Origin of the sequence: Mesonia sp. HuA40, assembly GCF_008017835.1 — a bacterium.
Taxonomy (GTDB): Bacteria; Bacteroidota; Bacteroidia; order Flavobacteriales; family Flavobacteriaceae; genus Mesonia.
In genome coordinates this window covers 1-26,935 of the sequence record NZ_VRLT01000026.1, presented here as the reverse complement: position 1 = coordinate 26,935, position 26,935 = coordinate 1, and the positions used below count along the sequence as shown (strand labels likewise).

Below are 26,935 nucleotides of genomic sequence, written 5' to 3'. Positions count from 1 at the left end.
CAGGCAGCTATAGCTATAAAACCAAACATTATGAAATCAATTGATATAAACGATTTTATCGCTTCAGAAAATGTAAATTTAAAAAATGCACCTACCCACATCGATTTAGGAGCAACCAATAAGGAGGCTAAACGAGCCCTAAAGCCTATCCGTAAAGAGCTTGCTGCCTGGCAAGATAAATTATATGCACACGGTAAATATTCGGTTTTGGTTTGTATACAGGGAATGGATACGGCAGGAAAAGATAGCTTGATCCGGGAGGTTTTTCAAGGCTTTAATTCACGTGGGGTGGTAGTACATAGCTTTAAAACTCCTTCTAAAAATGAATTGAAGCACGACTATCTTTGGAGACACTACAAGAGATTGCCAGAGCGTGGAAAATTTGGGATTTTTAATCGAACCCATTATGAAAATGTTTTGGTAACCCGCGTGCATCCCGAGTACATTCTAAATGAAAATTTGCCGCAAATTAATTCCGTAAAGGATATCACGCCTAAATTTTGGGAAAAACGCTTTGCAGAAATCAACTCCTTTGAGCAAACACTGGTTCAAAATGGTACACTTATTTTTAAATTTTTTCTTCATCTTTCTAAAGAAGAACAAAAAAATAGACTGCTGCGGCGTTTACATAAACCCGAGAAAAACTGGAAATTTTCACCCGGAGATATTGAAGAACGCAAGCTGTGGGACAACTACCAAGACTGCTATCAAGAAGCCATTCAAAAAACCAGTACACTAACAGCCCCCTGGTATATCATCCCATCCGATAATAAAAAATATGCGCGCTATTTGGTGGCTAAAATTTTGTTTGAACGCCTTACCACTTTCAAAGATGTTAAAGAACCCACGCTACCGCTAGATATTAAAAGTGAGTTGACCAATTACATTAAAGAACTTGAACAAGAGACAAATTAACATAGTTTTATTATGCTGGGTTTGCTTGACTTTTTAAATAGGTCTTATTTTTGGTAAAAACCACGTTTATGCCACTGTTAGGATCTATTATTAAAAAAGTCATCGATGTAAGCGGTACGCTCAATCAAAATTCAAATCCGGTTAAAGAACAAGAAGAAGTTTTAATGCATTTGCTTAAAACGGCTCAAGATACCGCCTTTGGTAAATATTATGGCTTTAAAGAATTGTTAGCGACAGAAGAGCCGCTTGTGGCTTTTCAAGAAACCGTACCTTATTTTGATTATCACCAAATGCATGAACGTTGGTGGGCGCAAACCCAAAAAGGACTTCCCGATATCACTTGGCCTGGTGCTCCAGAATACTTTGCGTTAAGCTCAGGCACCACCGGTAAAGCAAGTAAACGTATTCCGGTAACCGATGAGATGATAGAAGCTATTCGCCAAGCCGGGATAAAGCAGGTGAGCGCTTTAGCTAATTTTGAGCTGCCCGCTGATTTTTTTGAGAAAGAGATCATGATGTTGGGAAGTAGCACCAATCTGCAACAAAATCAGGGGCACCTAGAAGGTGAAATAAGTGGTATTAGTGCTAGTAATATTCCTTTTTGGTTTAAAGGCTATTATAAACCAGGCGAAGAAATTGCTCAAATAGACGATTGGGATGAGCGCGTAAAGCACATAGCCGAAAATGCTAAAAATTGGGATATCGGTGCCCTAAGTGGGATTCCATCTTGGATGGAGCTAATGCTAAAGGAGGTAATCAAGTACCACGGGGTAAATAATATTCATGAAGTTTGGCCTAATTTACAAGTTTATACCTCGGGAGGGGTGGCTTTTGAACCCTATGAAAAAAGTTTTAATGCCCTGCTGGGTAAACCAATAACTGTTATTGATACCTATTTGGCTTCAGAAGGGTTTTTAGCTTTTCAAAATAGTCCCGAAACAACCGCCATGAAATTGGTTACCGATAATGCAATTTATTTTGAATTTGTACCTTTTGAACCAGATTATATTAACGCCGATGGTTCATTGTGTCAAGATGCCCCTGTTTTAAGGCTCGATCAAGTTGAAGAAAATGTAGATTATGTACTGCTTATTAGTACTGTTTCGGGAGCTTGGAGGTATTTAATTGGCGATACCATTGCCTTTACGGATGTAAGTAAGGCCGAAATTAAAATTACGGGTAGAACTAAGTTTTTCCTTAATGTAGTTGGCTCTCAGCTTTCTGTGAATAAAATGAATCAAGCCATCCAGGAGCTAGAAGAACAATTCAGCATAAAACTACCTGAATTTACCGTGAGTGCTGTTAAAGAAAATGATGAATTTTATCACGTTTGGCACCTAGGAGTTAATGAAAAAGGAGTTATTGAAAACGAGAAGCTGGCCCAGGCCTTAGATGAGAATTTAAAAGCAGCGAATAAAAATTACCGTGTGGCAAGATCTAAAGCACTTAAAGGGGTAAAAGTACATACCATTCCACTCGATCTGTTTTATGAATGGAGTGGTGCCAATAAGAAAAAAGGCGGACAAGTAAAGATGGAAAAAGTGATGGGTGAAGAAAAATACACCGCTTTTAGAGATTTTGTAAAAAGTCACTTATAGCGCCCGTTTTTGAATTACTTTTTTTGCTACTTCTTGCTTTAGTTTGTCGGCTCCTAGCTCATTTACAAGTTCCATGATTTCTTCGGGAGACATGTATAAGTTTTTAATTCGGGCTTTATATGCAGGTGAAAGGTCTGCATTATTCAAAATAAAATTTTTGGTGGCCAAAATATAGTCCTTCATACCGTGTTTAATGGCATATGTATCAGCGGTACGCTCAACTTCCTTTAAATGTTTCTTAGAAAACAGGTATTTAAATCCTAAAAGAATTAAATCAAACGCATTTCGGTTGAGGTAATCCATAATATGTCCTAATTCGTGTCCAATCCAACCAATTAAAACTTCATCGGGTACATCTAGAATCGAAAATTTTTCTTTCTCGATATGAAATTTTTCAGAAATTAAAATAAAATAGGCGCGCTCATTCTTAGGCTTAAAAATACTACCAAAGGCTGGCTGCGCCTGCATAGTAGATTTCTTTATCGATGACTTAAATTTAAAACAAATGGTTGTGTCTTTTAAATCAGGAAAATAAGCCAGTGCTTCTTCAACTTGGGGCTGTATGCTTTTAGGTATTGATTTTCTGGTATAGTTTTTCACGTGCAATTGCTTTTAATTTACAAATTAGGTTTTTTGATTAAATACGGCTGTTAAGCAATTCTAAAAATTCTAGCGCCTTACTACCGCTCTAGCGTCATTATTTAGCCTTCAGGAAACAGAGCGACTTTATGAATTACAAGAAATAAAAATAATTAGATACGAATGTTTTATACGTGTAAAATGAGATTTCAATGCCTTATTTAACTAGGTCACAATAAATACCACTGCTGCTTATATTGTTAAAGTAATTTGATTTTTTTGACGTTAAAACTTCAAGCGATTTAAATTATAATTCTAACTAAACTGCATATCTTTGCGCACTATTAAAAGCAGAATCATGCAATTAAGCGCTTACACCAAAGAGTTTAAGAAGAACCTTAGCATTGCCTACCCAGTGATGTTGGGTCAATTGGGTCATGTATTAGTCGGTCTTGCCGATAATATTATGGTTGGTAAGCTGGGTGCTGCCCCTTTGGCAGCGGTTTCTCTGGGTAATTCATTGGTTTTTATTGCGCTTTCTATTGGGGTCGGATTTAGTTTTGCCATTACACCTTTGATTGCCGAGGCCGATGGTGCTAATAATATAGAAAAAGGTCGTTCTTACTTTCAACACGGTATCATCATGTGCTTAACAACAGGTGTTGCGCTGTTTCTAGCACTTTGGCTTGCCAAACCTGTATTGTTCTATCTCAATCAGCCCGATGAGGTGGTGCAATTAGCAATGCCTTATTTAGATATTGTAGCGTTTTCAATGATTCCACTAATGGTTTTTCAGGGTTTTAAGCAATTTGGCGACGGGTTATCACAAACAAAATACGCGATGTATGCTACCATCGGGGCCAATGTGGTTAACGTGCTATTTAATTATTTACTCATTTACGGAATTTGGATTTTTCCGCGATTAGAGTTAGAAGGAGCCGCTTTAGGAACTTTGATTTCGCGTTTCTTTATGCTTTTCTTCTTGTATTATATTTTAAGATCAAAAAAGAAATTTGCAACTTACTTTGTTTGGGCAAAAAAATCATTACAAAAGAAAGTGTTTAAACGCTTGTTTAATTTAGGCTTTCCCACAGCTTTACAAATGCTTTTTGAGGTAGGTGTTTTTACCGGTTCAGTTTTCCTAGCAGGTACCTTGGGCACAGATCCACAAGCGGCAAATCAAGTGGCTTTAAATTTAGCTTCTATGACATTTATGATTGCAGTAGGCCTTGGCGTAACTGCGACTATCCGGGTGGGTAATCAAAAAGGAAAAAAAGCTTTTAAAGACCTAAGGCGAATTGCTTTATCTACGTTTTTGTTAGTATTTTTAATCGAAGCCGTTTTTGCCGTAGGTTTTATCGTACTTAAAGATTGGTTGCCTACTTTTTATATAGACAATGCGCAGGTAATTTATCTAGCCTCTCAATTGCTTATCATAGCCGCTTTATTTCAGTTAAGTGATGGTTTGCAAGTTGTTATTTTAGGTGCTTTACGCGGATTGCAAGACGTAAAAATACCTACTTTGTTTTGTTTTATTGCCTATTGGGTAATAGGGTTTCCTATTTGTTTCTATCTCGGTAAGGAGGATGTACTAGGAAGTATGGGAATCTGGATTGGTCTTTTGGTAGGGCTTTCTGCTTCGGCGGTTATGTTATACTTTAGATTTAATTACCTTAGCAAAAAATTAATTGAAAAAGGAAGTATTTCTTTACCTTTATAAAAAATTCAAACTATGGAATTTCCAAAATTTTTACTCGCCGATAATACCGATTTTCCCGAGGCTATATTTATTGTGCATACCGATTACCCAAGATTTATAATCAATCTTCAAGATGACGAGATTGAGTGGCTGGAGGAGTTTGATGCACACGATCAAAAAGAACTGGAAAGTGAAGTTGAAAATTTAATCGAAGAGGCTTCGCAGTTTTACGACCGTGAAGTGGCACGCTACCAAGAATAAAACTATGCCCACTATAGAACAACTGCTGCAATGGGACCAAGAACTTTTCTTGTACCTTAATAATTTAGGTACACCCGTATGGGATTGGTTCTGGGTTTTTATAACGCATAAGTTTGCCGCCATACCTATGTATGCCTACTTACTTTATTTGCTTTATAAAAACTATAACTTAAAAACACTCGGAATTACACTGGTTTTTATTGCGCTTTTAATAACAGCTACAGATCAATTGGCTAATGTATTTAAAGACGCTTTTGCCAGACCCCGACCTTGTAAAGAAGATTTTATGGCTCAAGGCCGATTTTTAATGGATTATTGCGGTAAATACGGTTATTTTTCTGCACATGCAGCGAGCTCAACAGCTTTAGCCATCTTTCTAGGTAATATTCTAAAAAAATGGTATAAATCAGCCTTCCCTTTGCTATTAATATGGGCCATGTTGGTGAGCTATAGCCGTATTTATGTTGGTAAACATTACCCAGGAGATGTTATAACGGGTATACTCATAGGGAGTCTAATCGGGTTTTTATTTTATAAACTGCATCAAATCAGTATAAATAAGCTAAACGCTAAAGCTTAATTTATTTCTTTATGCAATTGGAGTAAATCAAAAGCAGCTTCAAACGGAGAAACTTCTTGTCGCTTTAAAGCCTCAATTTTTTCGGCTAAGGCTTGTTTTATTTTTGGGTTAGCATAAAAGTCGGCTTTTAATTGATCTTGTATGGTTTGCAAAAGCCAATGCTTATTTTGCTCTAAACGCAATTGTTCAAAATACCCATTGGCTTGGGTTAATTTAAAATAAGTCTCAAGCATTTCCCATATGCGGTCTATACCTTTTTGATGCAAGCCACTAGCAATTTTCACCAAAGGTTTCCAGGTGCTTTCCTTGGTCGGATAAAGATGCAGTGCTTTTTTAAATTCTGCCTGGGCTTGTCGTGCGGGTTTTAGGTTCTCTCCATCAGCTTTATTAATAACAATAGCATCGGCCATTTCCATAATACCACGTTTAATACCTTGTAACTCGTCACCCGCACCAGCTAATTTGAGCAACAAAAAAAAGTCAGTCATACTATGCACCAAAGTTTCACTTTGTCCCACCCCCACGGTTTCGATTAAAATAACATCAAAGCCTGCCGCTTCGCATAAAATAACCGATTCACGTGTTTTCTGCGCAACTCCACCAAGCGAATCTCCCGATGCCGTTGGCCGAATAAAAGCATTCTCTTGTTTTACTAATTCTTCCATACGGGTTTTGTCGCCCAAAATACTTCCGTGCGAAACGCTACTTGTAGGGTCTACAGCCAAAACGGCAACTTTTTTAGCATGTTGCTCGATAAGATAGTTCCCAAAAGCCTCTATAAAAGTACTTTTACCCACACCTGGCACCCCCGTAATGCCTATGCGAATAGATTTGCCCGAAGCAGGTAAACAGGTGTTGATAAGTGTTTTTACCGATTCAAAATGCTTCTGTTGCTTGCTTTCAACTAGGGTGATACCTTGACTCAAGGCCGTTTTATTGCCCGCTAATATACGCTCTGCTAAATCGGCGGCATTAATGCGTTTTTTTCGTAAAGCTTTAATACGTGCCGCATTTTTTGACCCAATAGATTGAGCGTGCTGTGATGTCTTTTCGCTTAAAGCCGATTTGTTTTTCTTGGGGGTGGGCATATACATTTTTATTTAGCACAAATTTATGAATTCATTCTTGAAAACGGATAAAAAGCTTTTTATCTTCAAGCCATAAATTAAACCTTAAATTTTTAAAAAAGATGAAAACTTTTTATACAGAACAAGCCACCGCAAAAGGAGGTAGAGCCGGACACGTAAAAACCGAAGACGGTAAGATAGATATGAACTTGAGTGTTCCTAAAGCCATGGGCGGAGACGATGGTGATGGAGTAAACCCAGAGCACTTTTTTGCTTGCGCTTATTCGGCATGTTATGGGGGTGCACTTGAGGCTGTGGCTAAAGAAGATAATATAGATTTAGGCGATTATAGCGTTTCGGCTTCTGTGAGTATTGGGCGCACAGATGAAGGTGACTTTCAATTGGCTGTAATCTTAGATTCTTATCTACCAACAGTTGATGTTGAAACAGGAGAGAAATTAGTGAATAAAGCACACGAAATTTGTCCGTTTTCTCGCGCCACACGAGATAATATTGATGTTACCCTAAATCTATTATTAGACGAATAATCTAATAAATGTTTAAACAAATATAAGCCTAGGTGCTCTTGCATCTAGGTTTTTTTGTTGAGTTTATCAATAGCAAAGCTCACTTGGGTTTGATCCCAACTTAAAACCATATAATACAATTGGTTTTGTTTCTCAAAATGAATACTAAAGCGTTCTACGGTCTCGGGTAATTTTTCAGTTGGCACCTCGATAATCAAAGCATCAAAGGCTTCGTCTCGTGCGGCTTTTTTTGTAGTCAGATCAATACCCCAAGCATACATCTTTTTATTAAAAATAATTTTCCAAGAATCCGGTTGGGGTATCGTCCATAAAGTGTATCGCCCGGCGTCCAGCAGCGAACCGTCAACTTGAATAGCTTGATTTACAGAGAAGGTAGTAGCTTCGTTAGCCCCTGTTCGCCAAACTTGGTTAAAAGGTACTAGTCCGCCAAAAATCTCCCTACCTCGTTTTGCAGGGCGGTTGTAAAAAACTTCTACTTTTAAATTTCCTGTACGATAATGTACGGTTTCCTCAGGACTATGTGATTTGGTTTGATTTTTGATTAAAAAGAAGCCAATGATGCCTCCAATAAGCAGAATAAGGAAGATACGAATACTTCTTTTCATATTTTTTAAGTGAAGATAAAAATTTTTTAGAAACTGCAACAATAAGAAAAGGCCATCGTATTTAAAAATGAATAGAAACTAATTAAGCTTTATTTTGTTTCAAAACGACTTAATCGAACGTTGCCGAAAGCAAGACAGACGCGCACAGTTGAAAATTTACAACAAATACTGTGACGCCATGTATTATGTAGCCCTGAGATTTTTAAAAAATCAACACGAGGCCGAAGAGGCTATGCAAGAAGGTTTTATCAAAGCTTTTTCAAAACTGCATCAATTTACAGGAGAAGTTACTTTTGGCGCTTGGTTAAAAAGGATTGTGATCAATACCAGTTTGGATATGCTTAAAGCTAAAAAGTTAAACTTAATCGCGATTAATGAGCAAACCTTAGGTAAGGTAGAAGAGGAAGACAATTGGAGCATTGCAGATGAGATTAGCGTAGAACAAGTAAAAGAGTGTATTGCTCAATTACCCGATAAATATCGCTTTGCATTAATGCTCTTTTTAATCGAAGGTTATGACCACGAAGAAATTTCGCAAATTTTAAATATAACACAAGTTTCGTCGCGTACCCTTGTGCATCGAGGAAAGAAAAAGTTGCAAGAACAATTAAAACATATTTACAATGGCACAGGATCTTAGAGAAATGTTGCAGTTTGAGGCCCAGAAAAAAGCAAACCCGCCCTTGGCAGATGGGCATAAAGATAGATTTTTAAGTCGGTTAGAGGCTGAGTTTCCTGCATCTCAAAATAAAAAAGACTATTTTCTATGGTATAAAATTGCTGCTGTTATAGTAGTGGTGTTGGTAAGCGGAGTGCTGTTTTGGCCCACTTCGCCTCAATTAAACCAAGAGCAATTGGTTGAAGAGCAGTCTGTGAATCCTGGAAGTCTTCCTGTTGTGCCGGCTACTATGTTGAGCCAAAGTTCGCCAGAATTTAAAAAGATAGAAGATTTTTATCTGGCAAACTTGCATACAGAACTGGCCGCTTTAACCATTACCCCAGAAAATAAAGAATTAATAGATGATTTTATGCTACAATTAGAGCAACTCGATGACGAATACCTAAAGCTTAATGAAGAAATTAAAGAATATGGTGTGAGTGAGGCCTCTATAGGTACGCTTATTCAAAACTTAGAGTTAAGACTCGACTTGTTAAAACGACTAAAAAGTAAATTAAAATCCCTTAAACAAGAGCAAAAGCAACAGTTAACGGGAATAAGCATATAGCATGAGAAAATTAGCTATTTATTATTGTAAAGTGTTAATCCTTAGTTTTTTTGGTTTGACGACTACCGCTTTGGTAGCCCAAAAAACCACATTATTACACGAAAAACTAGAGGTTAATGCCAAACCAAGTTTAGATTTAGAGTCTAGGCACACCCGAGTTATTATTGAAACTTGGAACCAAAACAGAACCGTAATAGAGGCCTATATTGAAGGTGTTGATTTGTCTGATGAACAAGTTGAACAAATCAAAAAACTCTGGGGGGTGAGCTTTAAAGCAGATAAAGACCGTATTTTCTTGCGTTCTTTTGCTCGGCCTGCACAGCAAATCGCCTACGAATTACAAAAAGCAACATTGAACAGCGAAACAGCAGCAGATTATCCTAAGCCAGGCGAAATGAAGTTGATGAAGAATTTGCTAGCTGAGTTAAATGCACTAAATATTACCAGTAGCGCACTTCAAAAAATCAGTAAACTCAAATTTGATTATAGCGCATACCAGAAGCAAGGAAAAGAATACTTAAGGGCCTATGAAAATTTGGTGTTATCTTTCTTAGAAGATAAAGAAAATGCCGCAGTGCTTCAACGTCAATCTGAATTGCAAAAAAATGCAGCCAATCAAACTTGGCGCCAAGAGCTAGAGCGCAAAATGCAGCAAATGGAAGCCCAGTTCAATGAAAGAATTACTGCTTGGTCAATGAGCGAAAATAATTCCAATACGCACTTAAAAAAGGAAGTTGTAGAGCATCCTGACGGAAGAAAAACAACCCAAATTTTTATGGTTTCTACACTGAGTCCTAATGCAAACAAGGCTCCAGAGAAAGCTTTAATCGTTCCTATTGTAAAGGTTAAAATTCCTTCGCAATCTAGTATAAAAATCAAGCAGCGCTATGGCGCATTAAATTTGGAGAAACCGGTTAGTAATTTACAAGTACAATTGGCTTATGCATCGCTTAAAGCGGATAGGATAATAGGAGAAAACAATAGGGTAGAAGTAGCTTATGCTCCTGTAAATATTAATTTTTGGGAACATGGAGAGCTGCATATAAATTACGTAAAACAAGCTGAAATAGGCAAGGTGAAAAGTATGGCCTTAAGAGCTAACGCAAGTGATTTAAGTATAGAAGAGTGGAATGGCTTTGGTAGATTAACCAGTACCTTCGGACAGTTGAAAATCTTGAAAATAGGAGCCGATTTTAATCGTCTTGATATGAACTTGAGCAATACCGATTTGAGTATAGCAATGCCAAAACTGGCCTTTGAGCTCAATTATACGGGTAGTAAAAGTAATTTGAAACTACCCTCTAATATTAAAGTTACTCGAGATAACACCTATGGCACAGAATTGGTTACAGGTTTCTTTAAAGATAAGACAACCGATAATCGAATTAATATCGATGTGAAATTTAGTAAAGTTGTTTTTAATTAGTTTTTTTATTTGGTTTTTGTGTAAAAATAGTTTTGCTTTATAAGTGAAACTATTTTTTTATGTTTAATAAACCTTCTTTAGCTTTTTTATCATCACTTACTACAGATTTTACTCCGGTAATAAAAGGCTTTGCACATCAGACTTATATTCCCTTAGACCTTTCAATTCATCAAAACTTGCTGAGTACTTCGGTTTTGTTTAACCCCGTACAAATGCAAGAACGTTTGACCCAATGGTTGCATAAAAACCAAGCCGAAGTCGCTTTTGGTGGATATATGGAATTGCGTAAAATTTATGATCGGAGTATGCATTTTTTGACAGATGAAGCACAAAAGAGAAATTTACACCTGGGGGTTGATTTTTGGGCAGCTGCAGAAACACCTGTTGTGGCTCCCATAGCTGGTCGTGTGCACAGTTTAGCAAACAATGAAGGGTACGGAAATTATGGTCCAACACTACTATTAGAACATCAAATTAGTGGGCATCAATTCTTCAGTTTATACGGTCATTTAAGTTTAGCTAGTCTTTCGCTCTTACAACAAGGCGACCTTGTAAAAGCAGGAGATACCATTGGTTTTTTAGGAGATGCAAGGGTAAATGGTGATTACGCTCCACATCTACATTTTCAGTTAATTTTAGATATTGAAAATTATGTAGGAGATTACCCTGGCGTGGCAAGGGCTTTAGAAAAGCCATACTACTTGAAGAATTGTCCCGACCCTAATATACTTTTGAAATACAAATCCGCGTAAGCTACTTTTTCTTGACAAAAAGCGCCACTAAAGCAGAAGTTACAATACCCATTGCCAAGGCATAGAATATAGATTGGATAATATAACTACGCATACTAAAATATTGTTTGGCTAAATCTGGATGCATATTACGTTGCTCAATAGCGTATTTGGTGGCATTTTTAAAATAATCGGGAGTTATAAAGGTGGCTCCGATATATTGTACCAAGGGTGAGAGAAGCGCCACAATTGCCGATAATACCGCACCAGAAACCACGGCTTGAGACCAAGTGATCTGGCCATTGTAAAACCATTCTCTTTTTTGTCGCAAAGCCAAATAATACAATAAAATATAAGGTATAGCAATTAAATTGGTATAAATAGGGTGTAAATCGATATACTGGTCGTGAAGCCCTACACCTTTTTCTATACTCAGCCAAAAAAGGGTAAGAATACTAAAGTAGATTGCCCATTTAAATTCTATTTTAAAATTCTTCATGTGAGTTGAACTGTTGACTTGTTGTGAAATGTAAAAATACAAAAAGCGGTCTTATCAAAAAAAGTTATAAAGAAGACTTTTAAGGTATAAGACCGCTTTGTTTTTAAAAGGTACAGTATTTTAGTGTTTAGTTAAAACCCATTGTCCTTTTTCTAATAAGGGTATTGCTTGTTTGTATTTTAAGGTTTTGCTTTCTCCCGTTGCAACATTGCGAATAGTAACCTTGTCATTGCGTCCAATTTTGGGTTGTTCACGAACAATGGTTTCGGTTACTTGTGGTTGTTGTGAGGCTTGTTGACCCGCGGCTCTGTTTTGAGCAGCACGCTCATCCATATTAGGGATTTCCTCTTTAGAAGTCTCTAGATTTTCTTTAGGTCTTTGCTCACGAGCTTCTTGAATATTGGTTTCTTGCTGAGGTATTTCTCCTTTAAACAAGAAGGAAATCACCTCTTTATTTACCTCATCTAACATCGATTTGAATAATTCAAACGCCTCAAATTTATAAATAAGCAAGGGGTCTTTTTGTTCGTGAACCGCAAGTTGTACACTTTGCTTTAATTCATCCATTTTACGCAAATGGGTTTTCCAAGCATCATCGATAATAGCCAAAGTGATATTTTTCTCAAAATCTTGAACCAATTGTTTACCTTCGGTTTCATAAGCCATTTTTAAATTGGTGGCAACCTGTAAGGTTTTTTGACCGTCAGAGAAAGGTACTCCAATACGCTCAAAACGATCACCTTGGGTTTCAAAAATTTGTTTGATTACAGGATAAGCTCTTTCTGCATTGGCCCGCATACGCTCTTCGTAATTGGCATAAGCAGCTTTATAAACTTTACCCGCTAACTCTTGTGGCTTTAGTTTTTCAAAAATTTTTTCATCTACAGGAGAATCCATAGAGAAATAACGAATCAACTCAAATTCAAAGTTTTTAAAATCAGCAGCATTTTTGTTGGTTTCGGTAATCGATTCCGATAGATCGAAAATCATATTGGCCAAATCAACACGTAAACGTTCCCCGAATAGGGCGTGGTATCTACGCTTATAAATCACTTCACGCTGCGCATTCATTACATCATCATATTCTAACAAGCGCTTTCTTACACCAAAATTGTTTTCCTCTACTTTTTTCTGGGCACGTTCTATAGATTTAGAAATCATACTATGCTGTATAACCTCACCTTCTTCAAGCCCCATGCGGTCCATTAGTTTAGCAATACGTTCACTACCAAAGAGGCGCATTAAATTATCTTCTAAAGAAACGTAGAATTGTGAACTACCTGGATCTCCTTGACGACCAGCACGACCTCTTAACTGTCTGTCTACTCGTCTCGAATCGTGGCGTTCGGTACCAATAATGGCCAAACCACCAGCTTCTTTCACTTCTTTACTCAGTTTAATATCGGTACCACGACCTGCCATATTGGTTGCAATGGTTACCACTCCAGCTTTACCCGCTTCTTCTACAATATCAGCTTCTTTCTTGTGTAATTTTGCGTTCAATACATTATGCGGTACATTTCTTATTTTAAGCATACGGCTAAGCAGCTCTGAAATATCTACCGAGGTTGTACCAATAAGTACGGGGCGTCCTGCTTGCGATAATTTGGTTACCTCCTCAATAACTGCATTGTATTTTTCGCGTTTGGTTTTGTATACCAAATCTTCTTTATCTTTACGTGCAATAGGCCGGTTGGTAGGTATCTCAACAACATCCAATTCATAAATTTCCCAGAATTCGCCCGCCTCGGTTACCGCTGTACCGGTCATACCCGATAACTTGCCGTACATTCTAAAGTAATTTTGTAAGGTTACGGTAGCAAAGGTTTGCGTGGCATCCTCAATCTTTACATTTTCTTTGGCCTCAATAGCTTGGTGTAACCCGTCGCTATATCTACGCCCATCCATAATACGGCCAGTCTGTTCATCTACAATCTTCACTTTATTGTCCATCACCACATACTCGGTATCTTTTTCAAAAAGTGTATAAGCTTTTAAAAGTTGACGCAGGGTGTGAATTCTTTCGCTTTTTACACTATAATCTCTAAAGAGTTCTTCTTTTAATGCAGCTTCTTCTTCTTTAGGTAGGTTTTTTTGCTCAATTTTAGAGATTTCCATACCAATCTCGGGCATCACAAAAAAGTTAGGATCTTCTTTACCCGATAAAAACTCAACTCCCTTATCGGTTAAGTCAATTTGGTTGTTTTTCTCTTCAATTACAAAATACAACTCAGCGTCTACCTTTGGCATCTCGCGGTTGTTATCTTGCATATAGTGATTTTCGGTTTTTTGCAGTAGCTGCTTGATACCCTCTTCACTTAAAAATTTGATTAATGCTTTGTTTTTAGGCAATCCGCGGAAAACGCGAAGCAATAAAAATCCACCTTGTTTGGTATCTCCTGCAGCGATAAGCTTTTTGGCTTCTGCCAATACGCCAACAAGATACTTGCGTTGAACTTCAACTATTTTACTGATTTGAGGTTTTAATGCATCAAATTCGTGCACATCTCCTTTAGGCACTGGTCCCGAAATAATAAGTGGAGTTCGGGCATCATCAATCAATACCGAATCGACCTCATCTACAATGGCATAGTTGTGCTTACGCTGAACTAAATCATTAGGTGAGTGACTCATATTATCACGCAGGTAGTCAAAACCAAACTCGTTATTGGTACCGTAGGTAATATCGGCATTATAAGCTTTTCTCCTAGCTTCAGAATTAGGTCTATGATAATCGATACAATCTACTGTAAGACCGTGAAATTGAAAGATAGGAGCCATCCAAGCGCTATCCCTTTTGGCCAAGTAATCGTTTACCGTTACAAGGTGTACACCCTTTCCGGTTAATGCATTAAGGTATACCGGTAGGGTTGCCACTAAGGTTTTCCCTTCACCCGTTTGCATTTCGGCAATTTTACCTTGGTGCATAGCAATACCACCAATCAGCTGAACATCGTAGTGTATCATATCCCACTGCACTTCTTTACCGGCGGCATCCCATCGGTTTAACCAAATGGCTTTATCTTCTCCCTCTAGATTTACATAGTCTTTAGTGGCAGAAAGTTCGCGATCATAGGCGGTGGCTTTTACCTCTAAACGCTCGTTATGGCAAAAGCGTTTAGCGGTTTCTTTAACCGTTGCAAAAGCTTCTGGTAAAATATCATTTAAAACCTGCTCAGAAACCGTATAAACTTCTTTCTCAAGACTGTCTATTTTGTTGTAATGGTCTTCTTTGAGGTTGATGTCTTCTTCTTGACTAGCCTTTTCTTTTAAAGCTGCAATTTCTTCGGTTAAATTTTGGGTAGCCGATTTTATTTTAGCTTTAAAATCGCTTGTCTTCTGCCTTAATTGATCGAGGCTAAGTTGTTCAAAGTCTTTTTCTAAAGCTTTGATTTTTTCTACAATAGGTTTGATGGCTTTGATGTCTTTTTCAGACTTGTCGCCAATAAATACTTTTAATACCGAGTCTAAAAACCCCATAACTTGTAATTGTTTTTATAAGTGTCAAATGTAAGCAAAAAAAAAGCCTCACAGGGAGACTTTTTTCTAGTTATTTTGCTGATTTTTAATATTCATCTTCGTTCCAAAGGTAATCTTCATCGGTGGGGTAATCTGGCCAAATTTCCTCTATTGAATCATAAGAATCACCTTCATCTTCTATAGATTGTAAATTTTCAACCACCTCTAAAGGAGCTCCCGTTCTAATAGCATAATCTATCAATTCATCTTTGGTTGCTGGCCAAGGGGCATCACTTAAGTAGGATGCTAATTCTAAAGTCCAATACATCTGATACTCGTGTTTAATTTCTGCAAAAATAAATTTTTAATTGAATAGTCCAAGAAAAAAATCTATTATTTTATTTTTTTGATTTGTAAGAACTTGTGTGTACTAAATAAAGCTGGTTGTATGCTTAATTTTCATCCTTCTTAGGAATCCACTTTACTTCGTCAACACCTAAGTCTTTTGTCAATTTTCGTGCCAGCACAAAAAGATAATCCGATAATCGGTTCAAATAACTCAAAATACTCGGGTCAAATGGCTCCAACTCATTTAAAGCGGCAGCCATACGCTCGGCACGTCTGCAAACACAGCGTGCGATATGACAATATGACACGGTGGTATGTCCTCCTGGTAGTATAAAATGCGTCATCTGGGGAAGACGCTCATTCATTTGATCTATGCGTTCTTCTAAAAAGCTTATCTCTTGATCGTTGACTTTTTTGATGGCTAAACGCTCTTTACCGTTTTTTAACTTGGCTTTTTCCGGATCTGTGGCTAATTCCGCGCCAAGCGTAAATAAATGATGCTGTATGGCAAAAAGATCTTGTTTTGTATCCCGGTCGATATCTTGATCTTTGATTAAACCAATTTGGGCATTAAGTTCATCTACACTGCCGTAACTTTCTATGCGAATATGATGTTTGGGTACACGTGTGCCGCCAAATAGTGCAGTGGTACCTTGATCTCCTGTCTTGGTATAAATTTTCATTTTCTTTTTTTGCATACAAAGTAAGAAAGAAAAAGATAAATGTAGAATTTTTATATAATCAATTTGAATGTATTGGGAGATGAAGCCAAAATTTTAAAGGATGCGAATGACTCGGTTCAAATTTGTAGCCTAAACCATTTATAGTAATACCTTATGCATTTTCTTTCTCTTTCTCTGCTCTTTTGGCTTTCAAACGTTCTTTAAACGCTCGCGTACTTCTAGGCTTACGCTTGGTTTTATTGCGATTATTGTTGGCAATTACTGCGAGAAACAGTATTACTAGCCCGCCGAAAACAAGTAAAATTTGAGTGAGCGGAGAGAGGTTCTCAAGTTGCATAACTTTTTGGCTTTTGTTTCACATCGGTTTCAATAAGTCCGTCGCGCAGTCGAATTACCCTATGCGCGTGGGCTGCAATATCTTCTTCGTGAGTAACTAAAATTACCGTATTGCCTGCGGCGTGAATTGCATCAAAAAGATGCATAATTTCTACAGAGGTTTTAGAATCTAGATTTCCCGTAGGCTCATCGGCTAAGATAATAGAAGGCTTGTTTACCAAAGCACGCCCCACGGCTACTCTTTGACGCTGTCCACCTGAAAGCTGATTGGGTTTATGGTCCATCCGATCGCCTAGCCCAACGTCTTGCAATACTTCGGCCGCTCGCTCGTTGCGTTCTTGTCTTGATTTGCCAGCATAAATCATAGGTAAAGCCACATTGTCTAAAGCTGTGGTTCGCGGAAGCAAATTAAAGGTTTGAAATACAAAGCCGATTTCTTTATTTCTAATCTCTGCCAACTCATCATCGCTGAGCTGAGAAACATCCTGGCCGTTTAAAATGTATTTTCCGGCGGTAGGGGTATCTAAACAGCCTAGTAAATTCATCAAAGTTGATTTTCCTGATCCAGACGGCCCCATAATCGCAACGTATTCGCCTTTTTCAATAACCAGGTCTATGCCTTTTAAAACGTGTACGGTTTCTTGGCCAAGTTTAAAATCTCGGGTAATTTTAGTAATATCAATAACTTTATTCATACTTCTGCTTTCTGTTTTATAAGACGTTAGCACGGCAGCTTTGTTACATGCGAATGCTAAATTCTTCTTTAGCTTGCTCAGCTCTAAAAAATACCAAGCCCCAATAAAAACAATCTATGCTTACCTTTACCTCGGGATGCTTTTTAATCCGCTCCCAAGCGCGCTGCATACCAGCCGACCAGTAAATGTCGTCTATAATAAATACACTGTCGTTGTGTTTATGCGCCAACAAGGTACAAAAATACGCGTAAGTAGCCTGCTCATCATGGTGCCCATCTATAAAAGCCAGATCAATATTATGGGGTACTTGCTTTAAAGTATCTTTAAACAAGCCCAAATGCAACTGCCAATTGTTGCGTTGCATTTTTTGCATTTGGTTTTGGGCTAATTTTGCCGTGGCCTGGCAGGCTTCAAAGCTGTGTACTTGCGTGCCCGAATTTGCGGCCATCCCAATACTTCCCAAGCCCAATGAAGTGCCCAATTCAACCGCTTGCTTGATATCAAAATAACGGCAAATTCTATAAAGCAGTTGACTGCGTTTAAGCGAACTCCCGGCTTGTTTGCCAATAGCACTTACCTTTCTTTTTTTATTGGGATTAAAAACCCGTGAACCGGCACCAAAATCTTTTACCTCAATCGCATGGTGATTACTACGCATAGCTTTATGATATGCCTTGATAAGCCGATAAGCCGCATAGTCTTTTTTGTCGTATAAACATCGGGTTACCCAATTATACACAAAGGGAGAGTGTACCCCGTGGGCATTGGTACTTTTTAACCAAAATCTAGGATATGATTTTAACAAGTGATTCATATACTATTTTTTTTTCGCTTAAAGCGGATAGTTTTACTCCAGCTCCATACTCAGTTCAAACCAGCGTTCGGTTTTTTCTTCCAATTCTTTTTCTAGCTGCTGCAGTGCAATAGATTTTTCTTTGATTTCATCTTCGCTTAATTCCGATAAAAAGGCTTGCTGTAGTTGCTCTTTCTTTTTTTCTAATTGAGTGATTTCTTTTTCGAGACGCTTAAACAGCTTTTGATCGTTGTAGGATAATTTTTTAGCCTGCTTTTGTTCGGCATAAGCTGCTTTGGCGCTGGTGTCTTTATCTGGCGTTGGTTCTGGGGTGCTACTGCTCTCGTAAGCCCGGTAATCGGAGTAGTTACCAGGGAAATCCTCGATTTTTCCGCCCCCTTTAAACACCAATAAGTGGTCTACAATCTTATCCATAAAGTAACGGTCGTGCGAAACTACAATCAAGCAACCGGGATAATCTAATAAAAAGCTTTCGAGCACATTTAAGGTTACAATATCCAAATCATTGGTAGGCTCATCTAAAATCAAGAAATTAGGATTCTGTATGAGTACCGTACATAAATAAAGTCTTTTGCGCTCGCCTCCACTTAATTTTTCTACAAAGTCATACTGCTTTTTACGGTCGAATAAAAATCGCTCCAGCAATTGCGCTGCCGAAATTTGCCTTCCTTTTTTAAGCGGAATATAATCGCCAAACTCGCGAATCACATCAATTACCTTTTGGCCTTCTTTAATGGCAATTCCCTTCTGGGTGTAATAGCCAAATTTTATGGTTTCTCCTAGTGTGATTTTTCCCGCATCGGGCTTTAAAGCACCGGTGACGATATTTAAAAAGGTAGATTTTCCTGTTCCGTTTTTACCGATGATGCCTACACGCTCTCCTGACTGAAAGTTGTAGCTAAACTGGTCTAGTAAAACTTTATCGTCATAGCTTTTACTCACCTTGTGTAACTCGACAATTTTATTACCCATACGCTCCATATTTATTTCGAGCTGTACTTGGTGGTCTTTACGACGTTGATGCGCTCTAGCCTTGATGTCACTAAAATCGGCGATACGCGATTTCGATTTGGTGGTACGGGCTTTGGGTTGACGCCGCATCCAATCCAATTCTTTTTTATACAACTGCTTGGCTTTATCGGTATTGGTTTCTTCTAGCGCCACTCGTGCCTCTTTTTTATCAAGGTAGTAGGAGTAATTGCCTTTGTAGGTATAGAGGTTTCCGTTTTCTAATTCTATGATTTCATTACACACACGTTCTAAGAAATAACGATCGTGGGTAACCATAAACAGGGTGAAGTTTTCGCGCTTAAAAAAATCTTCTAACCACTCGATCATTTCTAGATCTAGGTGGTTGGTGGGCTCATCAAGAATCAATAAATCGGGACGGTCTAATAGCACCGTCGCCAATGCCAATCGTTTTTTTTGGCCTCCACTCAGGCTGGCAACCGGCTGGTCTAAGCGGTCTAATTTAAGCTGAGATAATATTTGCTTGTATTCGGTTTCAAAATCCCAAGCTTGTTGTGCCTCCATTTTTTCAAAGGCCGCTTGGTAAGCTTCGGTGTCTTCGGGGTTTTTTAATGCTTTTTCGTAAGCGGCGATAATCCGTAAAGTCTCGTTGTCGCTGCTAAAAATTGTTTGCTCTACACTCAAGTTGGGGTCGAGTTGAGGTTCTTGAGGCAAAAATGCGGTTTTGATCGATTTTCTAAAAACCACCTGTCCCTCATCGGGTAGTTCTTGCTGCGATAAAATATTGAGCAAAGAGGTTTTTCCTGTTCCATTTTTAGCGATTAAGGCTATTTTTTGTCCTTGGTTAATGCCAAAAGAAAGTCCCGTAAATAAGACCCGCTCGCCAAAAGCCTTAGCAATATTTTCTATAGAAGCGTAATTCAAAACGTAAGATTTTTACACAAATAAACGAGAAATATTTGAGTTTACTTCTTTTGGGTTTTATTATTACTTGTTAAAACTTATATTTGTGGCTTATATAGCCTAATTTACGCCTATGAAATACAGCCAATTAATCGTCTTTATATTGCTAATACTAGGATTGAGTTCGTGTATCAGTACAGAACGATTAACCTATTTGCAAGAAGAAAAAAGTCAAATAGACAGTTTGATGGCTGTGCGCAAGTTGCAACCGCCTTATCGCGTGCAAACCAATGATTTGTTGAGTATTCGTATCAAGGCACTCGATCAAGAATTGGTGGCGATGTTTAACCCCATAAACGATAGTGAGATATCGGCTACTGGCGAAGAGCGTTTGTATTACGATGGTTTTCGTGTAGATGATCATGGGAATATTCGCGTTCCTACTTTAGGCGAAGTAAATGTGCTGGGCTATACCTTGGCAGAGATTCGAGAGAAAATTGAGAAACGCTTGCTAGCCGATTATTTTAAAGAGGAGGCCAATATTTTTGTAACCGTAAAATTAGCTGGGGTGCGTTATACAACCATTGGTGAGATTGGTTCGGGTAGCCAAGTTATTTACAAAGACCAAGTAACCATTATGGAGGCCATTGCCAATGCAGGCGATATCGAAGTTACGGGAGATCGTACAGATGTGGTGATCCTGCGCCAATATCCCGAAGGCCAAAAGGTACACCATATAGATCTTACCAATCTAGATGCCATTCATTCTCCTTATTATTATATACAACCCAACGATTTGATTATCGTAAAACCGCTGCCGCAAAAGAGTCTGGGCTTTGGGGCCAACGGTTTAGAAACCTTTACCGCCATAGCTTCTGTGGTTACTTTGTTTACTTCGATCATTTTATTGTCAACGCGTTTATAGATGGAAGAAGAATTTGCCCTACAAGAACAAGAACAAAATTTTGACTTTAAAGGCTTTGTCTTTAAAGTTTTTAGCTATTGGTATATTTTTGCCATTAGTATTGCGGTGGGTTTGGGAATTGCCTACTACATTAACGTGCGCAAATTACCGGTTTATCAACTGAGTTCGCTCATCAGCATCAAAGACGATCAAAATCCGTTTTTCACCTCCAACACTAGCCTCACCTTTAATTGGGGCGGAACCTCCGATAAAGTAAGTACCGCCGTTACCACCTTAAAAACACGCTCGCATAACGAGCAGGTGGTTGAGGAGTTAGACTATTATGTCAATTACCTGCAAGAAGGTAAATACCAGCTCATCGATGCCTATGGCTCGGTGCCTTTTCAATTTGAAGTGGACACTAGCGCTTTTCAGGTATTGTACACACCGCTTAAAGTTGTTTTTAAAGACGAAAAGCGTTTTGAGCTCTCCTATAATTTAGAAGAAGCCGCTCAGGCTTCGGCAATGCGGTATAGCGATAAGAAATTGGGACAAGTAGGGCTACCCGCAGGAGCTTTTAAAAAACAATATCAAGTTAAAGAGCCTATTGAACTGCCATTTTTAAAAGGCCGACTCTTGCCTAATGATATGCCCGTAATAATAGGTAAGCCCTATTATATCGAGTTACATAATTTTAATCAGGTGGTTAAAAACTACCAAAACATTCAAATTCGACCAGAAGAAAAAGGTTCTTCGGTATTGAGTCTCGCTTTACGCGGAAACAATAAAGCTAAAATTGTAGATTACCTCAATACCACCGCGGCCGTACTAAGCCGTAATATGCTCGATAGAAAAAACCTTTTTGCCACCAAAACCATTCGGTTTATCGATAGCAGTTTGCAAAAACGTGCCGAAGAATTACGTGGGGTAGAAGACGAACTCAATGATTTTAGAAAGAACAATTCGATTATAGACATCACTGGCGAAGCGCAACAACTAAGAGACCGCCTAACCGTGCTCGATGAGCAAGAACAAGAATTAAGTCGCAAGCTAAACTATTTCAATACTTTAAAAGACTATTTGCAGTCGCGTACAGATTATTCTAATGTACCTGCACCTAGTGTTTCGGGTATAGAAGAGCCCAGCATTTCAAGCGGAGTGGGGCGCATCGTGCAATTGTCTGAGCAGCGCAGCGCTTATGAATACGGGGCTAAAGCCAATAACCCCAAATTTAAAGATATCGATAGGCAAATCAATGCTACCAAAGAGGTATTGCTAGAGAATATCGCCAGTTCAACCGGATTGTTACAAGACGAGATCAATTCCGTAAAGCGTACCATCAATCAGCTGGAAGCCAAAGTACGTCAACTGCCGCAAGACGAGCAAGACCTTTTAAATATTCAGCGCCGCTACACTATAAGTGAGCAAACCTATAACCTGTTTTTAAACAAACGCAACGAGGCCGGCTTAGTAAAAGCCGCTAATGTCAGCGACGTGCAGGTAATCGATGAGGCAAAAGATGTAGGCGGAGGTAAAATAGGGCCTAATACTCAGCTCAATTATGTGATGGCTATTTTACTGGGTAGTGCCATACCGCTGGTGTTCGTTTTTATTCTTGTTTTCCTAGATAACAAAGTGAACAGCGTTAAAGATGTTGAAAAATTATCGCCTATTTCTATTTTGGGTATGGTGGGCAAAAGTCGTTTATCTTCCAATTTGGTGGTTTACCACAAATCTAAATCGGCTATAGCCGAGAGCTTTCGCGGATTGCGTACCAGTCTTCAATTTATCTACCGCCAAAGACAATTGCAAGGTTGTAAAACCGTGCTGGTGACCTCCTCGATTTCGGGAGAGGGTAAAACTTTTATATCTATGAACTTGGCATCGGTATTTGCCATAAGCGGAAAGAAAACGCTGTTGATGGGATTGGATTTGCGCAAACCTAAAATTTTTGACGATTTCCAAATCAATAACGATAAAGGGGTGGTTAATTATTTGATCAATCAAGATGGTGTTGATGATATCATACAACAAACACGCTATGATAATTTAGATGTGATTACTTCGGGGGCCGTGCCGCCTAACCCTTCTGAGTTATTGATGAAACAAGAGATGGAAGATTTGATTCGACAACTCGAAAAGCGCTATGATTACATAATATTAGATACTCCACCCATCGGTTTGGTATCGGATGCTTTGAACCTGACTAAATTCTCAGATGCCAATTTATATATTGTACGTCAAAATTATACCCGTAAGGGGATGTTGAACGTGATCAACGAAAAATATAAATCGGGTGAGGTTAAGAACATCAGTTTTGTACTGAATTACTTCCAGCAAAAAGCCAAATACGGTTATGGTTATGGCTACGGCTATGGTTACGGATACAGTTATGGCAACTATGGCAACGGTTACCACGAACCCGAAACCAAGCGAAGCTGGTACCGCCGTTTATTTAAAAACAAAAAATAAGATTATTGCACTATGAATAATTCTCCAAAAATTGCCATTATAGGCTTAGGATATGTAGGTTTACCCTTAGCGGTTGCCTTTGCCCAAAAATATAAGGTGCTAGGGTTTGATATCAATACCCAACGTGTAAATGAGCTGCAGGGCGGTCACGACCATACCCTTGAGGTGAGTGACGACTTGCTGCAAGAGGTGCTCCAGCTTTCGGGTGATAAGGGGCTTAGCCTTAGTGCACAAGCCGATGATTTACACGACGCCCAGGTGTATATTGTTACGGTTCCCACACCTACCGATAAAAACCACCGCCCGGTACTCACTCCCTTAGAAAAGGCCAGTGAAACCATTGGCAAATACCTTAAAAAAGACGATGTGGTGATTTATGAATCTACTGTTTACCCTGGGGTAACCGAGGAGGTTTGTGTGCCGATTTTAGAGCAATTAGCTGGACTAAAGTTCAATAAAGATTTTTATGCGGGCTATTCTCCCGAGCGCATCAATCCGGGCGATAAAAAGCATACTGTAACCCAAATTCTAAAGGTGACCTCGGGTTCTACACCAGCGATTGCCCAAAGCATCGATCAATTATATGCTTCGGTAATTACCGCTGGCACGCACTTGGCGCCAAGTATTAAAGTGGCCGAAGCGGCAAAGGTGATCGAAAATTCGCAGCGCGATATCAATATTGCCTTTGTAAACGAATTGAGTAAAATCTTTAGACTGCTCGATATTGATACCGATGCGGTTTTAGAAGCTGCCGCTACAAAATGGAATTTTATCAAATTCACCCCCGGTTTAGTAGGGGGGCACTGTATTGGGGTAGATCCTTATTATTTGGCACAACGCGCTCAAGAAGCCGGCTATAATCCCGAAATTATTTTGGCGGGAAGACGCATGAATGATGGTATGGGACGCTATGTGGCCCAAGAAGTGATAAAATTAATGGTGAAAAAAGAAGCCCAGATCAAAGGCGGAAACGCTTTGGTTTTAGGAATTACTTTTAAAGAAAACTGTCCCGATGTGCGCAATACCAAGGCCATTGATGTGATTGAAGAATTAAAAACATACAACTTAAATGTTGACGTGTGCGACCCTTGGGCCAACCCCGATGAGGTGAAAAGTATTTTTGGTATTAATCTCATTAGCGATTGCAATAAGCTCGATAAAAAATACGATACGGTAGTTTTGTGTGTGAGTCATAACGAGTTTTTAACAATGGATTTAAACCGACTTAAAAAGCCAGAAACCGTGGTTTTTGATGTAAAGTCTTGCTTACCCCTTGACCAAATCGATGCGCGTTTATAAATTCACGCATGCCTATCGGGTTAAAGTACAAATGAAAAAGAAAAATTAATATGCCTATTTGGCCTACAATTCCCCCTTTTAGGGGGACTTTTGTTTGGTGAAAAGCCCAAAATAAAGACTAAGATTACTCAATGGCTTGGTAGATCGCTTTGCTTTATGTTATTTGAAAAGCAGGATAGACTCCGTTGAGTTAAGAAGCAAAGAAAAGACCTTGTATCTCTAAGCATTAAACAGAAAAAACTATATTTGCAAGCAAAGACAAACGCGCAGAACACATGATGTATTCAGAGGCCTTTCATCAAGGAGATTTAGGAGAGTATTCATTTTTAGTAACGGGAGGAGCCGGTTTTATAGGTTCTAATTTAGTGGAGTACCTACTAAAACACGGAGCTAAAAAAGTTCGGGTTTTAGATAACCTCTCCAATGGTTATTATGCCAATATTCAGGAATTTGAAGACTTGCCTAACTTTGAATTCATCGAAGGTGACATACGCGATTTAAGCACCTGCCAAAAAGCTATGCAAGGTATAGATTATGTAAGTCACCAAGCAGCTTTAGGCTCGGTACCACGATCAATCGATGACCCAGTGACTTCAAATGAGGTGAATGTAAGTGGTTTTCTTAATATGTTGGTTGCTCAAAAAGAAAGTACTTCCGTAAAGCGATTGGTATATGCCGCCTCTAGTTCTACTTATGGTGACTCTAAAGCTTTACCCAAAGTAGAGGCCACTATCGGGAAACCATTATCGCCCTATGCGGTAACCAAGTATGTAAATGAATTGTATGCCGATGTGTTTGCTAAAACCTATGGCACTCAACTTATAGGATTGCGTTATTTTAATGTATTCGGACCCAAACAGAGTCCCAATGGCGCTTATGCAGCAGTGATCCCCCTATTTATGCAAGCCTTAAAAGAAGAAAAAGCGCCTACCATTAATGGCGATGGAGAACAAACGCGAGATTTTACTTTTGTAGCCAATGCGGTGCAAGCCAATATCAAAGCCATGTTTGCTCCAGATGAGGCGGCCAACGAGGTATATAATGTAGCGGTAGGCGAACGTATTAGCCTAAATAAGTTATGGGAGAGTTTAAAAGATACTTCTGGTAAAAAGGTGGAAGCTCAATACGGTGCGCCAAGAAAAGGAGATGTGCGAGACAGTTTAGCCGATATTACCAAAGCTAAAACCCAAATGGGATATAGTCCTAAAGTGCGTGTAGATCAAGGTTTGGTCATTACTTGGGAAAAGTTTGTAAAGTCATGAAACAAGAAAACTGGTTGTATGAAATAAGTCCGCGTAAAAAACTCATCGATCTTAATATTCGAGAGATTTGGCGCTACCGCGATTTGCTGATTTTGTTTGTAAAACGCGATATTGTAACGCTTTATAAACAAACCATCTTAGGGCCTTTATGGTATATCATACAGCCGCTTTTTACTTCGGTAATTTTAACGCTGATTTTCAATAATGTGGCGGGCGTAACTACCGGAGCCATCCCCTCGTTTTTATTTAACCTGGCGGGGATTACGGCGTGGAATTATTTTAAAGATTGCCTTACGGGAACTTCCAATATTTTTCGTGGCAATGCAGCGATTTTTGGTAAGGTGTACTTTCCGCGGGCCATTATGCCTTTGAGTATTACCATTTCTAATTTATTAAAGTTTGGGATACAGCTGGGTATTTTTATAGGTTTTTACCTGTATTTTGTACTCACGGGAAAATCGATTGCTCCCAATGTTTACTTGTTTTTGTTCCCGGTTTATGTCATGATGATGGCGCTGATGGGGCTCGGTTTGGGAATGACCATTTCGGCCTTTACCACCAAGTATCGCGATTTAACGGTGTTGGTAGGCTTTGCTACCTCTTTACTGATGTACGTTTCGGCCGTGCCTTTTCCGTTGGCCAAAGCCAAAGAGAAATTACCAGAGCTAAGCTGGGCATTTGAGTACAACCCCATTACACAAATCATCGAAGGATTCCGTTTTATTAGTCTTGATTTTGGCGAATTTAGCTGGGGCGGATTGTTATATGCTTTTGTTTTCTCGGTATTAATATTTTTCATCGGCCTCATAATTTTTAACCGAACCGAGAAGAATTTTATCGATACGGTTTAAAATCTACCTTGTCAGCGCGAGTGCGTTTTTATGGCGTGAGCCATAAAAATGTGTATCGAGATCCCGAATGCTCGGGACTCCCAAATGGTCGCACTAAGTACTAGTATTTTAAACCACGCCCTGTCACACCGATTTCTATGACAAATCCAAGCTATTTTTATAATAAGTTTGATTTTTAATAAGAGCCAAAGCTATGTGTAAAAGTT

The 26,935-nt window shown here is 38.8% G+C and carries 26 protein-coding genes; 15 read left to right on the top strand and 11 right to left on the bottom strand.

The features are described from left to right. The first annotated feature begins 30 nt into the window (after positions 1-30). Positions 31-915 (top strand): PPK2 family polyphosphate kinase, encoded by an 885-nt coding sequence (locus FT993_RS04300; protein ID WP_147861313.1) that lies wholly within the window; start codon positions 31-33, stop codon positions 913-915. 68 nt (positions 916-983) lie between these two features. Beyond that, positions 984-2,513 carry a GH3 auxin-responsive promoter family protein gene (locus FT993_RS04295; protein ID WP_147861312.1) on the top strand — a complete coding sequence of 510 codons (1,530 nt, stop codon included), beginning with the start codon at positions 984-986 and terminating at the stop codon, positions 2,511-2,513. On the opposite strand, the gene FT993_RS04290 is transcribed toward FT993_RS04295, so the two are convergent. Further along, a complete protein-coding gene (locus FT993_RS04290) occupies positions 2,508-3,113 on the bottom strand; it encodes a hypothetical protein (protein WP_147861311.1) in 606 nt (201 codons plus the stop codon). The genes FT993_RS04295 and FT993_RS04290 overlap by 6 nt on opposite strands. Positions 3,114-3,450: 337 nt before the next feature. Here FT993_RS04290 and FT993_RS04285 point away from each other — a divergent pair, with 337 nt between their 5' ends. From FT993_RS04285 to FT993_RS04275, 3 genes are read left to right on the top strand one after another with little or no spacing between them, the layout of a single operon-like run. Continuing rightward, positions 3,451-4,812, top strand: a complete 1,362-nt coding sequence (locus FT993_RS04285; RefSeq protein ID WP_147861310.1) for an MATE family efflux transporter — start codon at positions 3,451-3,453, stop codon at positions 4,810-4,812. Positions 4,813-4,824: 12 nt separating this feature from the next. After that, positions 4,825-5,052, top strand: coding sequence for a hypothetical protein (locus tag FT993_RS04280; RefSeq protein WP_147861309.1), 228 nt, complete (start codon positions 4,825-4,827; stop codon positions 5,050-5,052). Positions 5,053-5,056: 4 nt separating this feature from the next. Further along, the gene (locus FT993_RS04275) at positions 5,057-5,632 is read left to right on the top strand and encodes a phosphatase PAP2 family protein (protein ID WP_147861308.1); all 576 of its coding nucleotides are present in this window, start codon (positions 5,057-5,059) and stop codon (positions 5,630-5,632) included. Here FT993_RS04275 and meaB read toward each other — a convergent pair. Then, positions 5,629-6,720, bottom strand: coding sequence for a methylmalonyl Co-A mutase-associated GTPase MeaB (gene meaB / locus FT993_RS04270; RefSeq protein ID WP_147861307.1), 1,092 nt, complete (start codon positions 6,718-6,720; stop codon positions 5,629-5,631). The two genes, FT993_RS04275 and meaB, sit on opposite strands and share 4 nt — an antisense overlap. A 101-nt stretch (positions 6,721-6,821) precedes the next feature. Here meaB and FT993_RS04265 point away from each other — a divergent pair, with 101 nt between their 5' ends. Then, complete coding sequence (locus FT993_RS04265) at positions 6,822-7,247, top strand: organic hydroperoxide resistance protein (protein ID WP_147861306.1); 426 nt, start codon at positions 6,822-6,824, stop codon at positions 7,245-7,247. Between the two features lie 44 nt (positions 7,248-7,291). On the opposite strand, the gene FT993_RS04260 is transcribed toward FT993_RS04265, so the two are convergent. Then, positions 7,292-7,852, bottom strand: a complete 561-nt coding sequence (locus FT993_RS04260) for a DUF2911 domain-containing protein (protein WP_147861305.1) — start codon at positions 7,850-7,852, stop codon at positions 7,292-7,294. A gap of 94 nt (positions 7,853-7,946) precedes the next feature. On the opposite strand from FT993_RS04260, the gene FT993_RS04255 reads away from it, so the two are divergent. From FT993_RS04255 to FT993_RS04240, 4 genes are read left to right on the top strand one after another with little or no spacing between them, the layout of a single operon-like run. After that, positions 7,947-8,492 carry an RNA polymerase sigma factor gene (locus FT993_RS04255; RefSeq protein WP_147861304.1) on the top strand — a complete coding sequence of 182 codons (546 nt, stop codon included), beginning with the start codon at positions 7,947-7,949 and terminating at the stop codon, positions 8,490-8,492. Then, on the top strand, positions 8,476-9,078 hold the full coding sequence (locus tag FT993_RS04250; protein WP_147861303.1) for a hypothetical protein: 603 nt from the start codon (positions 8,476-8,478) through the stop codon (positions 9,076-9,078). Before FT993_RS04255 ends, FT993_RS04250 begins: the two co-directional genes overlap by 17 nt. A gap of 1 nt (position 9,079) precedes the next feature. Next, positions 9,080-10,504, top strand: a complete 1,425-nt coding sequence (locus tag FT993_RS04245; protein ID WP_147861302.1) for a hypothetical protein — start codon at positions 9,080-9,082, stop codon at positions 10,502-10,504. 59 nt (positions 10,505-10,563) lie between these two features. Further along, positions 10,564-11,256 (top strand): peptidoglycan DD-metalloendopeptidase family protein, encoded by a 693-nt coding sequence (locus FT993_RS04240; protein WP_147861301.1) that lies wholly within the window; start codon positions 10,564-10,566, stop codon positions 11,254-11,256. Position 11,257: 1 nt separating this feature from the next. Here the strand turns inward: FT993_RS04240 and FT993_RS04235 are convergent, their stop codons facing one another. The 8 genes from FT993_RS04235 to FT993_RS04200 form a co-directional block, all read right to left on the bottom strand. Further along, positions 11,258-11,734, bottom strand: a complete 477-nt coding sequence (locus tag FT993_RS04235; protein WP_147861300.1) for a DUF4199 domain-containing protein — start codon at positions 11,732-11,734, stop codon at positions 11,258-11,260. A 120-nt stretch (positions 11,735-11,854) separates the two neighbouring features. Further along, positions 11,855-15,214, bottom strand: a complete 3,360-nt coding sequence (secA, locus tag FT993_RS04230) for a preprotein translocase subunit SecA (RefSeq protein ID WP_147861299.1) — start codon at positions 15,212-15,214, stop codon at positions 11,855-11,857. A gap of 85 nt (positions 15,215-15,299) precedes the next feature. Next, the gene (locus FT993_RS04225) at positions 15,300-15,521 is read right to left on the bottom strand and encodes a DUF2795 domain-containing protein (RefSeq protein WP_006989959.1); all 222 of its coding nucleotides are present in this window, start codon (positions 15,519-15,521) and stop codon (positions 15,300-15,302) included. 124 nt (positions 15,522-15,645) lie between these two features. After that, complete coding sequence (locus tag FT993_RS04220; RefSeq protein WP_147861298.1) at positions 15,646-16,224, bottom strand: cob(I)yrinic acid a,c-diamide adenosyltransferase; 579 nt, start codon at positions 16,222-16,224, stop codon at positions 15,646-15,648. A 151-nt stretch (positions 16,225-16,375) separates the two neighbouring features. Then, positions 16,376-16,561 (bottom strand): hypothetical protein, encoded by a 186-nt coding sequence (locus tag FT993_RS04215; RefSeq protein ID WP_147861297.1) that lies wholly within the window; start codon positions 16,559-16,561, stop codon positions 16,376-16,378. Beyond that, on the bottom strand, positions 16,551-17,255 hold the full coding sequence (locus tag FT993_RS04210; protein WP_147861296.1) for an ABC transporter ATP-binding protein: 705 nt from the start codon (positions 17,253-17,255) through the stop codon (positions 16,551-16,553). The genes FT993_RS04215 and FT993_RS04210 overlap by 11 nt, the downstream gene beginning before the upstream one ends. Positions 17,256-17,298: 43 nt before the next feature. Further along, complete coding sequence (locus FT993_RS04205) at positions 17,299-18,069, bottom strand: O-methyltransferase (protein WP_147861295.1); 771 nt, start codon at positions 18,067-18,069, stop codon at positions 17,299-17,301. A 33-nt stretch (positions 18,070-18,102) separates the two neighbouring features. After that, a complete protein-coding gene (locus FT993_RS04200; RefSeq protein WP_147861294.1) occupies positions 18,103-19,962 on the bottom strand; it encodes an ABC-F family ATP-binding cassette domain-containing protein in 1,860 nt (619 codons plus the stop codon). 112 nt (positions 19,963-20,074) lie between these two features. On the opposite strand from FT993_RS04200, the gene FT993_RS04195 reads away from it, so the two are divergent. The 5 genes from FT993_RS04195 to FT993_RS04175 all read left to right on the top strand — a co-directional run bounded on the left by FT993_RS04195 (position 20,075) and on the right by FT993_RS04175 (position 26,729). Continuing rightward, positions 20,075-20,866 carry a polysaccharide biosynthesis/export family protein gene (locus tag FT993_RS04195; RefSeq protein ID WP_147861293.1) on the top strand — a complete coding sequence of 264 codons (792 nt, stop codon included), beginning with the start codon at positions 20,075-20,077 and terminating at the stop codon, positions 20,864-20,866. Next, positions 20,867-23,317: a tyrosine-protein kinase gene (locus FT993_RS04190; RefSeq protein ID WP_147861292.1), complete on the top strand. Its 2,451-nt coding sequence runs from the start codon at positions 20,867-20,869 to the stop codon at positions 23,315-23,317. It abuts the gene before it with no gap. A 12-nt stretch (positions 23,318-23,329) separates the two neighbouring features. Next, positions 23,330-24,616 carry a nucleotide sugar dehydrogenase gene (locus FT993_RS04185; protein WP_147861291.1) on the top strand — a complete coding sequence of 429 codons (1,287 nt, stop codon included), beginning with the start codon at positions 23,330-23,332 and terminating at the stop codon, positions 24,614-24,616. A 278-nt stretch (positions 24,617-24,894) separates the two neighbouring features. Beyond that, a complete protein-coding gene (locus FT993_RS04180) occupies positions 24,895-25,878 on the top strand; it encodes an SDR family oxidoreductase (RefSeq protein ID WP_147861490.1) in 984 nt (327 codons plus the stop codon). Continuing rightward, positions 25,875-26,729: an ABC transporter permease gene (locus tag FT993_RS04175; RefSeq protein ID WP_147861290.1), complete on the top strand. Its 855-nt coding sequence runs from the start codon at positions 25,875-25,877 to the stop codon at positions 26,727-26,729. The genes FT993_RS04180 and FT993_RS04175 overlap by 4 nt, the downstream gene beginning before the upstream one ends. Positions 26,730-26,935 lie beyond the last annotated feature (206 nt).